This window comes from Micromonospora sp. CPCC 206061 (genome assembly GCF_036906915.1).
In the GTDB taxonomy this organism is placed as follows: Bacteria; Actinomycetota; Actinomycetes; order Mycobacteriales; family Micromonosporaceae; genus Phytohabitans.
The window spans coordinates 40606-52980 of sequence record NZ_JBAKHX010000038.1; the positions used below are offsets into that span (position 1 = coordinate 40606).

The window sequence follows — 12375 nt, forward strand, 5'->3', positions numbered from 1 at the left end:
CACTCGTAGCATGCGCCGGTTGGCAGGCCTCCGCCACCGCAAGAGTGTCTATCCGGACACCGCGGACTCTACGGTCAGCGTGCCCGTCGACGCGTCCATCGCGGCTGGCACGCCCACGGGCACCGTGAGCTGGCCGGCCCCGTGCCCGATGGGCAGCCCGCCGAGCACCGGTACGCCCAGGTCGCCCAGCCTGTCGAGCAGAACGTCGGCGACGCTCACCGACCACTCGTCGGCGCAGTTCGTGAACTGGCCCACGGCCACGCCGGCGATCCCCGCCAGCGCGCCCGCGCGGCGCAGGTGGGTCAGCATCCGGTCCACTCTGTACGGTGCTTCGTCGACGTCTTCCAGAAGCACGATGGCGCCGGTCAGGTCGGGCATGTCCGGGGTGCCGACGGACGACGCGAGAAGGCTCAGGTTGCCACCGATGAGGGTGCCGGACGCCGCACCAGGCACCGTGACCGGCGCGGTCTGCTCGCTCTCGACCCGTTTCACGACAACGGGATCGGTGCTCATGAGCGCGGCGCGCAGCGACTCGGCCGACAGCGGTGGCGTGCGGTCTTCCAGCCACGCCACGCCAGGACCGTGCACAGTGGCCAGTCGCGCGCCGCGCCACAGGGCGAGCTGGAGTCCGGTGATGTCGGAAAACCCCGCGACCACCTTGGGCTCGCGCCGCACCGCCGCCATGTCGATCACGTCGACGACCCGCTGCACGCCGTATCCGCCACGGGTGCACAGCACGCCGCGCACGCCCGGGTCGGCGAACGCAGCGTTGAGGTCGGCCGCCCGCAGCTCGTCCGCGCCCGCGAAGTACCCGTGCCGGGCGTACGCGTGCGGAGCCAGCACCGGTCGCAGGCCCCAGCCGGTCAACAGCTCGATCCCGCGGGCCACCCGCTCCGGCCGCGTCGGCCCGGACGGCGACACCAACATGACCGTGTCTCCCGTCCGCAACACCGCCGCCCGCACCCCGCTGTCCACGCGCCCGAGCGTATCGCCCGAGTAGGTTGGGGTCTGTGAGTACGGCGCTGGTGGTGGAGAACGACCCGACGGACGACGTCCGGCGGCTGGGGGAGTGGCTGACCGAGGCGGGGCTACGGCTCGAGGTGGTGCGGGCGCACGCCGGCGAGCCGCTGCCGGCCGACCTCGACGGATACGTGGCGATCGTGGTGATGGGCGGGGAGCAGTCGGCGTACGAGCCGCGCCCCGACTGGTTCGACGATGTGGAGGCGCTGCTGCGCAAGGCCGTCCGGCACGGTGTGCCGGCGCTGGGCGTCTGCCTGGGCGGGCAGTTGCTCGCCACCGCGCACGGCGGCACGGTCGAGCGGAGCCCGTCCGGCCCGGAGATCGGCCCCGCCCTGGTCGGCCGGCGGGACGCGGCGGCAGAGGACCCGCTGTTCCGGTACGTGCCGCTGGCGCCGGACGTGCACCAGTGGCACTACGACGAGATCACCGAGCTGCCGGCCGGCGCGGTGCTGCTCGCCGCCTCGACGCGATACCCGCACCAGGCGTTCCGGATGGGTGAGAAGGCCTGGGGGTTGCAGTTCCACATCGAGTGCGACACCGCGATGATCGCGAGCTGGGTGGCCGCGTCGCCGGACCTGGAGGATCCCGAAGGGCTGGTCGCCGCCTTCGACGCGATCATGGTGGACGTGGAGGAGGTGTGGCAGCCGTTCGCTGCCCGGTTCGCCGCGCTCGCGCTGGGTGAGCTGCGGGATATTCGCCGTCCGCTGCCCATCCTGGGACAGTAGGCGTGAGCGAGCGAACTGGCGCGGCGGCGCCTGGACTGCCCGCCCACCTCCCCGACCACGGCACGACGAAGTCGCTGCGTGGCGCGAGGGAAGGCGTCGCCTTCAGCGCCGCGCGAGCGAGCGAGCCAGGAGACGCAGCGTGAGCAGACCCACGAGGGCGCAGGGCCGGCTGGCGCGGTACGGCTTCGGGGCGCGCGCCGACGGCCTGCTCGGGCCGGGCGGGCTCGGGCTGTGGGACGTGACCGTCCAGGAGCCGGCCGGCGAGGTGGCGGCCGACCTGCTGACCGCGCTGTCCCGGGCGGCCGATCCGGATCTGGCACTGCGCCAACTGCACAGGCTGGCCGAGGCCGAGCGGCGGAGCGGGCCCATGCGGGTGCTGGACGCGCTGGCGGGCGACGCGGGCCTGCGGCGGCGGCTCGTCGCGGTGCTGGGTGCCTCGTCCGCGCTGGGCGACCACCTGGTGGCAAACCCGGACCAGTGGAGCGCGCTGGTGACCGAAAAGGACGGCGTCGCACCGAACGCCGACGGTGTGCTCACAGTGGACGATCCCACGGTTCCCGCGCTTCGCCGCGCGTACCGGCTGGCGCTGTTGCGGATCGCGGCGGCCGACCTGACCGGCGGACGCGCCCTGGAGCAGACCATGGAGGCGCTGTCGGCCCTGGCCGACGCGACGCTCGCGGCGGCGTACGACATCGCGGCGCACGAGGCCGGCGCCACGCCGCGGCTTGCCGTCGTAGCGATGGGCAAGTGCGGCGGCAACGAGCTCAACTACGTGTCCGATGTGGACGTAATCTTCGTGGCGGCGGCCGACGACGATCTCACGGCGGGCACCACGATCGCGGCGCGCCTCATCGACATCTGCCGGCAGGTGGCGTGGCCGGTCGACGCGGCGCTGCGCCCCGAAGGCAGCCGCGGCCCGCTGGTGCGCACGCTGGCCAGCCACCTGGCGTACTACCGGCGCTGGGCGCGTACGTGGGAGTTCCAGGCGCTGCTGAAGGCGCGGCCGGCGGCCGGCGACACCGCGCTCGCACAGGAGTGGATCGACCAGCTCGCGCCGCTGGTGTGGCACGCGGCCGAGCGTCCCGAGGCGGTCGACGACGTGCGCGCGATGCGGCGCCGCATCATCGACAACGTGCCGGCCCGCGAGCTGGACCGGGAGATCAAGCGAGGGCCGGGCGGGCTGCGCGACATCGAGTTCGCCGTGCAGCTGCTCCAGCTGGTGCACGGCCGGATCGACGAGTCGCTGCGCACACCGGGCACGCTGCCGGGGCTGCGGGCGCTCGTCGCGGGCGGCTACGTCGGTCGCGCGGACGGGGAGGCGCTGCTGCGCGGGTACCGCTTCCTGCGCAACGTCGAGCACCGGCTCCAGCTTCAGGCGCTGCGGCGTACGCACACCGTGCCGACGGACCCGGACGCCGTGCGCTGGCTCGCCCGCGCGCTCGGCTACACGGGCACCCCGGACCGCGACGCCGTCGAGGCGTTCCGAGCCGACTGGGTCGCCCACGCCGCCGAGGTACGCCGGCTGCACGCGAAGCTGCTCTATAGGCCGCTGCTGGAGGCGGTGGCCCGGGTGCCGGCCGAGTCGTTGCGGATGGTGCCCGAGTCGGCGCGGCGGCGCCTGCAGGTGCTGGGGTTCCGCGATCCGGGCACCGCGCTGCGGCACCTGGAGGTGCTCACAGGCGGGGTGTCGCGCACCGCCTCGATCCAGCGCACGCTGCTGCCGGTGCTGCTGGAGGAGTTCGCCGACGCGCCCGAGCCCGACCTCGGGCTGCTCAGCTACCGCAAGGTCTCGGAGAAGCTGGGCAGCACCCCCTGGTACCTGCGGCTGCTGCGCGACGAGGGCCCGGTGGCGCTACGGCTCGCGCGGGCGCTGGGGCTGTCCCGGTACGTGACCGACCTGCTGGTGCGCGACCCGGAGGCGCTGCGCCTGCTCGCGGACGACGCCGAGCTCACCCCGCGTCCGGTCGAGGTGCTGCGGGAGGGGTTCGCCGCCGCGGCCGACCGGCACGCCGAGCCCGCGCAGGCGATCGGGGCCCTGCGGGCACTGCGCCGCCGGGAGCTGTTTCGCCTCGCCAGCGCCGACGTGCTGAGCCGCGCCGGCACGCTCGCCCCGCCCGAGCCGCTCGACGTGGTCGGCGTCGGCACCGCCCTGTCGGCGGTCACCGACGCGACCCTCGCCGCCGCACTGCGGGTGGCGACCGCGGCGCAGCCGCCGATGCCCGGCCTGCGGTTCGCGGTGATCGGCATGGGCAGGCTGGGTGGGTACGAGATGAGCTACCCGTCCGACGCCGACGTGCTCTTCGTGTACGAGCCGCCGACCGGCACACCCGACGACGGGGCGAGCGGGGCGGCGCACGCGATTGCTGAGGAGATGCGCCGGTTGCTGGGCGCCCCCGCGCCCGACCCGCCGTTGGGCGTCGACGCCGACCTGCGTCCCGAGGGCCGGCAAGGGCCGCTCGTGCGGAGCCTGGCGGCCTACGAGCAGTACTACGCGCGCTGGTCGAAGGTGTGGGAGGCGCAGGCGCTGCTACGCGCCCGATTCGTGTGCGGAGATCAGCTGCTGGGTGCCCGGTTCGAGGCGCTGGCCGACCGGGTGCGGTACCCGGAGGGCGGGCTGAGCCGGGAGCAGATCATCGAGATCCGCCGCATCAAGGCCCGGGTCGAGACCGAGCGGCTGCCGCGCGGCGCCGACCCGGCCACGCATGCCAAGCTGGGCCGGGGCGGGCTTGCCGACGTCGAGTGGGCGGTGCAGCTCACCCAGTTGCGGCACGCCCAGCGGGTGCCGATGCTGCGGCGCACCCGCACGCTCGACGCGCTGGTGGCGGCGCGCGACGCCGGGCTGGTGGCGCCCGCCGACGCGTCGGCGATGGCGGCCGGGTGGACGCTGGCCGCGCGCGTGCGCAACGCTCTCACGCTGGTCCGCGGCCGCCCGACAGACCAGCTCCCGAGACATGGCGTTGACCTGGCCGGCGTGGTGAGACTCCTGAACGCCGGCGACGGCGGCGCCTTCCTCGACCACTACCTACGCACGACCCGCCGCTCCAGAGCCGCTGTAGAACGCGTTCTCAGCTCTTCCTAGGCGACGCGCCTCAGGGTATGAGCGAGCTCTTCAAGGCATAGCGCCCAGGCCGCGGCACCGTCACGACGAGCCAGTCGCCATCAGGAGCCAGGCGGGCGCTACCGGTCACGGTGAGCCAGCGGCTGTGGCGAATCTTGACGGGTATGTCGCCCGATACTAGAGCGTCGAAGGTCAGGCTCGCGGCGTCGTGGGACACGAGGGTCGCGGGCATGGCGACCAAGGGGACCGGGCTGGGGACCTCGTAGAGCCGCCAGTGTTCATTGCTCCAGACCTCCGTCAGGGTGGATCTGACCAGGGCGGCCTCGGCTCGGCCCACCCAGGAGAGCTGAGCGTCGGGTACCGCCACGTAGGTCACCGCGTTGTCGGCGAGCCAGGCGCGGTACGCGGGCTCGGTCAGCGCCACCCCGGTGCCGGGCGCGCCCGGCACGGTCTCGAAGAAGAGCGGGTTGCGCGCGATGTCGACCTGGCGCATCCAGCCCCGCGCGAGCGCGAAGCCCTCCATGTACGCCGCCTCCCAGTAGTCGCGGGTCGGCGGCACCTCGATACGGCCCGCGGGGCGGCGGGCGCGCAGCTCTGCGAGCAGGGGCGCGAAGTACTCCCGGTCGCTGGTCGGGTTGCCCGCGTCCCGCAGGTCCGCCCAGACGACCGGCGGTTGCCACCAGTACCCGATCGTCAGGACCGCGACGAGCCCGGCGGCCGCCCAGCGCGGCCGGATGCGGTGGGGGATGCGCACCCGCGCGGTGATCCTGGGTGTGCGGGCGCCGGCCGGCGGGCGGGGCAGGCGGGCGCACGCCGCGAGCACCGGGAGCGCGAACATCGTGACCAGCCGCGTGGCGTTCAGGCCGACGGGCGTGTGCACGAGCGCGGCGAGCAGCACGCCCGCCGCCGAGAGCAGGGCACCCGCGCGCACCGGGCGGTACCCGACGAGGAGCGCCACTGCCAGGCTGGTCACGACCGCGTGGATCGTGTCGGTGCGGCTGATGTTCATCCAGCCGCCCTCGCCGAACAGCAGCGACGTGACCGCGAGCGGGACGGCCGCGCCCGCCGCCAGTACGGCGCCGTCGCGGCGCCTGCTCAGCAGGAGGGCGACGCCGGCGAGGCCGGTGAAGAGGCCAGCGACGGGGCTGGTGGCGGCGGCGAGCAGGGCTCCCGCGGCGGCGCCGCCGTACCGCAACCACGCGAGCCGGCCAGCAGGCGGCACTGTGAGCGCCGCAAGCGCGCTCAGGGCGAACGCGACGCCCAGCGCGTAGGTGACGCGGCCGGAGACCAGGTTGCCGGCGATGCAGACCGCGCCCACCAGCCCGCCGAGCAGAGGGCGCCGCACGCCGGTGCGGAAGAGCAGCGCGGCGAACGCGACCGCCGACCCCACGAGCGACAGCGCGCCGGTCACCCGAACGCCGATCAGCGCCATCACCGCCGGCGAAACCAGGCTGTATCCGAACTGGTTGGTGCCGCCGTACCAGCGCAGGTCGATAGGGGTCAGGCCGTGCGCGGCGAAGAAGTCCGCCCGGGCCACCTGGGCGGAGAGGTCGGAACCCATGATGGGAAGGGCGAGATATACGCCCGCGAGCAGAACGGCGAAGAGGCCCACGACACGCACGCGCACACGGTACTGGCAGCATGGTGACCGTGCGCAGGAACCTCACCGTCGTCGTGGCTCTGGCCCTCGCGGTGACGGTGTTCCTCTATTTCACGATGATTCGCCACGGGTTCTTCGACCTGCAGGTCTACTACGGCGCGGTGAACTACTGGGTGCACGACGGTGGTGAGATCTACGACTGGCTCAAGCTAAACAGCCGGTACGGGTTCACCTATCCGCCGTTCGCGGCGCTGGCGATGCTGCCGATGGCGTACGTGTCGTGGCCGCTGGCCATGGTGATCAGCGTGCTCGCGGCCGTGGTCACGAGCGGGCTGCTGCTGTGGTGGCTGGTCGACTCGATCGCCCGCCGGGAGGGCTGGACCCGCTGGTACGCGTTCGCGATCGCGGTGTGCCTGGCCGCCGCCTTCGAGCCGATGCGCGAGACGGTCACGTTCGGGCAGGTCAACACGCTGCTGCTCTTCCTGGTGGCCGCTGACCTGCTGTGGTTGGTGGCGCGCGACAGCCGCTGGGCGGGTGTGGGGGTGGGGCTCGCGACCGCGATCAAGCTGACGCCGGGCATCTTCATCGTGTACCTGCTGATCACCGGGCGGTGGCGCGCGGCGCTCACCGCGAGCGGCACGGCGGCGGGCGTGACGGTACTGGCGGCCGCGGTGGCGCCGGACTCGTCGCGCGAGTTCTGGACTCAGGCGCTGTGGAACACCGACCGGATCGGCTCGCTGTCGTTCGTGTCGAACCAGTCGTTGCAGGGCGTCGTGGCGCGGCTCGACCCGACGCATCCGAGCCGGGCGCTATGGCTCGTGCTGGTGCTGCTCACGCTGGCGGTGTGGGCGTGGCGGGTGCGGGGCGCCGACGCGAAGACGGGTCTGGCTTTGACCGGCGTCGTGGGGGCCCTCATCAGCCCGGTCACCTGGGTGCACCACCTGGTGTGGCTGCTGCCGGCGCTGATCGTGCTGTTCGACCGGGCGCTCGCCGCCAGGGACAGGCGCAGGTTGGGCTTCGCTATTTTCGCGTATGGGCTTCTTATTAGCCGCTTTGTCTGGATTTGGGAGCGCGGCTCGGGTGGGGTGATCGGTTTCCTGGGCAGCAATGCGTACGTCTGGGTGAGCATCGCCTTACTGTTTGTCGTGCCCGCCCGCGATCCGGTGGAGCCGCCGCTTTCCGATTGGTCCTCCGCCAGCGGGCAGCGCGAGCGCATTGTGAAGGCATGAGTGATCCGCTGCTGGATACCGAGACCGACGTCGTGCTGCACGAGGTCTACGCCGCCGCGACGCCGTACCTGGAGGCGCTGACCGACCGGCCGGTGCACGACCCCGCCACCGCGCCGCTGCTCGCGAACCTGTCCGGAGACCTGCCGGACAAGGGGGAGGGCTCAGCCGCCGCCGTACGCAGGCTGCTTCGCATCGGCACAGCCACCGCCACGAACTCGGCCGGTCCCCGCTTCTACCACTTCGTGATCGGCGGTTCGACGCCTGCCGCGCTGGCCGGCGACTGGATCGCGTCGATGCTCGACCAGAACGCCGCCTTCCGCGCGTCGTCCGCGTTCGCCACCGAGGTGGAGACGGTGGCGCTGCGCTGGCTGCGCGAGCTGTTCGGGCTGCCCGAGGGGTACGGGGGAGCGCTGGTGGCGAGCGCGACGTTCGCGAACTTCACCAGCCTCGCCGCGGCCACCCACTGGTGGGGCGAGCGGCACGGCGGCGACGTGGCGGCCGATGGCATCGCCGGGTTGCCCCGGATGCCGGTGCTCTCCGGCGGGTACCTGCATCCGAGTGCCCGGAAGGCGCTGCAGATGCTCGGGCACGGCGGGCAGAGCGTCGAGGTGTACGCCCGGGATGCCGTGGGCCGGGTGGACGTGGGCGCGATCGAGCGCCGCCTCGCGGCGTACGGTGGGCCTGCGGTGATCATCGGAAACGCGGGTGAGGTGAACGCCGGTGACTTCGACCCGGTCGACGAGCTCGCTGACCTCGCCGAGCGGTACGGCGCCTGGCTGCACGTGGACGGGGCGTTCGGGATCTTCGCGGCGCTGTCACCACGCTCGGCGGGGCTGGTGCGCGGCGTCGAGCGGGCCGACTCCATCGCCTGCGACGCCCACAAGTGGCTCAACGTGCCCTACGAGAGTGGGTTTGCGTTCCTGCGGGACCCGGCGCGGCTGGGCAAGGCGTTCGGGATGCCGGGTGCGGCGTACCTGCCAGGGCCGGACGACCCAGGTGGCGGGTACGCGATGCTCGGGCCGGAGTCGTCGCGTCGCGCCCGGTCGCTGCCCATCTGGGCCACGCTCGCGGCGTACGGGCGGGCTGGGTACCAGGCGATGGTGGAGCGCCACCTCGACCTGGCCCAGCGCCTCGCCGGCCTGGTCGACGAGGCGCCCGACCTGGAACGCCTCGCCGACGTGCCGCTGTGCATCGTGTGCTTCCGTGCCCGCCCGCCGGGCGTACCGGACGCGGCCCTCGACGGCCTGAACAAGCGGCTCGGCGAGGCGCTGATCGCCGATGGCCGCGTCTTCGCCGGCACCACCGTGTACGGCGGCCGGGTGGCGTTGCGCCCCGCGATCGTCAACTGGCGCACCACCGAGCAAGACATCGACGAGTTCGTGGCCGTCGTCCGGGGCCTCCTCGCAACGCTGACCTAGGCGTGTGCTCCGAGGAACGTAGGACCATGGTCCGGTCCTGGGTGCTCATCGCGCGACCCCGCCCCCACGGACCGTTGCCGAATCATGAGCCACGCAAACGTGAGGGCCGGTGCACCGAAGTGCACCGGCCCTCACGACCCGGACTCGAACGCAGTCTCAGACGTCGTAGGCAGTTATACGTCGTAATACATGGCGAACTCGTGCGGGGTCGGCCGCAGGCGGACCGGGTCGACCTCGTTCTCACGCTTGTACGAGATCCAGGTCTCGATCAGGTCGGGCGTGAACACGCCGCCCTCGAGCAGGAAGTCGTGGTCGGTCTCCAGCTTGTCGAGCACCTCGGGCAGCGAACCCGGCACCTGCTTGACGTTGCCCCACTCCTCCGGAGGCAGGTCGTACAGGTCCTTGTCGATCGGCTCCGGCGGCTCGATCTTGCTCTTGATGCCGTCGATGCCGGCCATCATCATCGCCGAGAAGGCGAGGTACGGGTTGCTCGACGGGTCGGGCACCCGGAACTCGACGCGCTTGGCCTTGGCGTTGCTGCCCGTCACCGGGATGCGGGTGCAGGCGGAGCGGTTGCGCTGCGAGTAGACCAGGTTGACCGGAGCCTCGAAGCCCGGCACCAGCCGGCGGTAGGAGTTGATCGTCGGGTTGGTGAACGCCAGCAGCGACGGCGCGTGGTGCAGGAGGCCGCCGATGTACCACCGGGCCGTGTCGGAGAGGCCGGCGTAGCCGGTCTCGTCGTAGAACAGCGGCTCGCCGTTCAGCCACAGGCTCTGGTGGGTGTGCATGCCGGAGCCGTTGTCACCGAAGAGCGGCTTGGGCATGAACGTCGCGGTCTTGCCAGCGTGCCAGGCGGTGTTCTTCACGATGTACTTGAACAGCTGGAGCTGGTCGCCAGCGTGCAGCAGCGTGGAGAACTTGTAGTTGATCTCGGCCTGGCCGGCGGTGCCGACCTCGTGGTGCGCCCGCTCGACCGTGAAGCCCACCTTCAGCAGGTTGGTCACGACGTCATCGCGCAGGTCGGCGTAGTGGTCCTGCGGCGGCACCGGGAAGTAGCCGGACTTGTAGGCGGTCTTGTAACCGCGGTTGCCGCCCGGCTCGTCGGTGCCCGTGTTCCACGCGCCCTCGATCGAGTCGATGTAGTAGTACGCGGCGTTGGCGCTGGTGTCGTGCCGGATCGAGTCGAAGATGTAGAACTCCGCCTCGGCGCCGAAGTAGGCGGTGTCGGCGATGCCGCTGGAGGCCAGGTAGGCCTCGGCCTTCTTGGCGACGTTGCGCGGGTCACGCGAGTAGGCCTCGCGGGTGAACGGGTCGTGGATGAAGAAGTTCAACGCCAGGGTCTTCTGCGCCCGGAACGGGTCGATGAAGGCGCTGGCGACGTCCGGCAGCAGCAGCATGTCGGACTCGTGGATCTGCTGGAAGCCCCGGATCGACGAGCCGTCAAAGGCGAGACCGTCCGTAAAAATGCTCTCGTCGACCGACTCGACCGGGGTGTTGAAGTGCTGCATGACACCCGGCAGGTCACAGAACCGTACGTCGACGAACTTCACGCCCTCGTCTTTGAGGTACCGAAGGAGTTCCTCGGGATTGGCGAACAACACGTCCTCCTGGCACGTCGCTGAGCTAAATGGCGGCATGGCCGCTGGTATGGCTGGCTGGTCGCGACGGTATGGCTGTGCCGTTGCCCGGCCATGTCTCCATTGTTTCCGCCGTGTTACGTCACGTCAGAACCCGCACGTCCTCACCAGTGCATCCGAGGGGACCATACACCCGCGCGGTCTCTCTGTGACCGGTCGCTTTCGGTACGTCCCGAACTGCGGACTACGCTCGCTCGACATGGCCACCGAACCGGTTTCCCCGCCTTCCGCACCGGCCGGCAGATTCGAGCCGCCGAGCCTCGCGAAGCGGTTCGGCGCGCTCGTGATCGACTGGGTGCTCTGCCTGCTGGTGTCCAATTTCTTCGGCGACCCACTACGCGACGGATGGCCACCGGTGGCCGTGTTGATCGCCGAGTACGGGTTCTTCATCGGCCTCTTCGCGCAGACACCCGGAATGGCGATCACCAAACTGCGGTGCGTCTCGTTCTCCGACGGCGGGCGGATCGGCGTCGTGCGCGCTCTGGTGCGCGGCGTGCTGCTGAGCCTCGTGGTGCCGGCGCTCATCATGGATCCCAACCGGCGCGGGCTGCACGACAAGGCGGCCGGCTCGGTCGTCGTGGACGCTCAGCCCAGGTCGTAGACCCGCCGCGCGTTGCCGTACCCGATCATCTCGGCGACCCGCCGAGCGTCCGCGGCGGACCACTCGCCGCCGTCGACCCGCTCGCCGAGCACCGCGCCCAGGGCGCGGCGCCACAGCTCCGCGCCGAGGTAGTGCAGCTCCGCGGGGCCGAACGCGTCCGAGGAGTACAGCAGCTTCGCGAACGGGGCCAGCTCCAGCGCCTCGGCCAGCACGGTGGTGGCGGCCGCGCCGACATAGTTCAGCGTGAGCCCCACGTCGAAGTGCACATGCGGGTACGCCTGCGCGAGATACGCCGCGTGCCGGTGGAACGGGTAGCAGTGCAGCAGCAGGACCGGCACCCCGTGCGCCTCGACCAGCTCGAGAAACCCGGTCAGCAGCAGCGGGTCGACCCGGTGCAGGCGCAGGTCGGGGTCGCCGAAGCCGGTGTGGATCTGCAGGGGCAGGCCGCGGTCGACGCCCGCCCAGATGACGTGCCGCAGCAGTACCGGATCGGCCAGCCGGCCACCGCCCGCGCCGAGCCAGCGGCCGGCCGCCTCGGTAACCTCGGCCACGCTGGGACGAGCCGGGTCGAAGTCCAGGCCGTACCGGTACGCGACGACGGTCTTGAGGCCCACCGCCGCGACGGTGCGCTCGGCCAGGCGCTCGGCGTACCGGATGGCAAAGTCCGCGGCTGCGACGCCGGTTAGCTCCTCGGCCACCGACTCCAACCGGACCACCTCGCCCGCGACGGCGCCGGAGGCCGCGGCCATGCCGGCGGGGTCGAGCAGTTCGGCGGCCCGGAAGCCGGTCTCCACGAGGAAGTGCTTCACCCCGCTCGCGGTGAGAAACCGGCGGGTGACCTCGGCGGCGCCCAGCTCGTGGCGGCGGGCGAGGTAGTCGTCCGGGTCGGCGTGCGGCGGCAGGCCGAGCAGCGGGGCGCACCAGCGCCGGATCGCGAACCCGAGCGGCGAGTCGAACGTGCTCATCCACGCCGGCACCGGCCGGTCGGACTCGGTTATCGCGTCTTCGAATTCGGCTCGCGTCAGATCGTCGCGCCGCGCGCCGTGCACGTGGTGGTCGACCAGCGGCAGCGCCGCCAGGTCCACGG

Annotated in this window: 9 protein-coding genes; 5 read left to right on the top strand and 4 right to left on the bottom strand. The window is 72.0% G+C overall.

The features are described 5' to 3' along the window. Positions 1-48 precede the first annotated feature (48 nt). Positions 49-927, bottom strand: coding sequence for a S66 peptidase family protein (locus V6V89_RS23955; RefSeq protein ID WP_334621565.1), 879 nt, complete (start codon positions 925-927; stop codon positions 49-51). Between the two features lie 83 nt (positions 928-1010). Between V6V89_RS23955 and V6V89_RS23960 the strand changes: the two genes are divergently transcribed. Then, complete coding sequence (locus V6V89_RS23960; RefSeq protein ID WP_334621535.1) at positions 1011-1745, top strand: type 1 glutamine amidotransferase; 735 nt, start codon at positions 1011-1013, stop codon at positions 1743-1745. Positions 1746-1884: 139 nt separating this feature from the next. Further along, the gene (locus V6V89_RS23965; RefSeq protein ID WP_334621536.1) at positions 1885-4824 is read left to right on the top strand and encodes a bifunctional [glutamine synthetase] adenylyltransferase/[glutamine synthetase]-adenylyl-L-tyrosine phosphorylase; all 2940 of its coding nucleotides are present in this window, start codon (positions 1885-1887) and stop codon (positions 4822-4824) included. A gap of 10 nt (positions 4825-4834) precedes the next feature. Here V6V89_RS23965 and V6V89_RS23970 read toward each other — a convergent pair whose 3' ends face one another. Beyond that, the gene (locus V6V89_RS23970; RefSeq protein ID WP_442935203.1) at positions 4835-6430 is read right to left on the bottom strand and encodes a hypothetical protein; all 1596 of its coding nucleotides are present in this window, start codon (positions 6428-6430) and stop codon (positions 4835-4837) included. 14 nt (positions 6431-6444) lie between these two features. On the opposite strand from V6V89_RS23970, the gene V6V89_RS23975 reads away from it, so the two are divergent. Beyond that, positions 6445-7632 carry a glycosyltransferase 87 family protein gene (locus V6V89_RS23975; RefSeq protein ID WP_334621538.1) on the top strand — a complete coding sequence of 396 codons (1188 nt, stop codon included), beginning with the start codon at positions 6445-6447 and terminating at the stop codon, positions 7630-7632. After that, positions 7629-9050, top strand: coding sequence for a pyridoxal phosphate-dependent decarboxylase family protein (locus tag V6V89_RS23980; protein ID WP_334621539.1), 1422 nt, complete (start codon positions 7629-7631; stop codon positions 9048-9050). The genes V6V89_RS23975 and V6V89_RS23980 overlap by 4 nt, the downstream gene beginning before the upstream one ends. 173 nt (positions 9051-9223) lie before the next feature. Here the strand turns inward: V6V89_RS23980 and glnA are convergent, their stop codons facing one another. Next, the gene (glnA, locus tag V6V89_RS23985; protein ID WP_334621540.1) at positions 9224-10648 is read right to left on the bottom strand and encodes a type I glutamate--ammonia ligase; all 1425 of its coding nucleotides are present in this window, start codon (positions 10646-10648) and stop codon (positions 9224-9226) included. 238 nt (positions 10649-10886) lie between these two features. Here glnA and V6V89_RS23990 point away from each other — a divergent pair, with 238 nt between their 5' ends. Next, complete coding sequence (locus V6V89_RS23990) at positions 10887-11288, top strand: RDD family protein (protein ID WP_334621541.1); 402 nt, start codon at positions 10887-10889, stop codon at positions 11286-11288. Here the strand turns inward: V6V89_RS23990 and V6V89_RS23995 are convergent. Further along, positions 11273-12373, bottom strand: a complete 1101-nt coding sequence (locus V6V89_RS23995; RefSeq protein ID WP_334621542.1) for an amidohydrolase family protein — start codon at positions 12371-12373, stop codon at positions 11273-11275. The two genes, V6V89_RS23990 and V6V89_RS23995, sit on opposite strands and share 16 nt — an antisense overlap. Between the last annotated feature and the right edge of the window lie 2 nt (positions 12374-12375).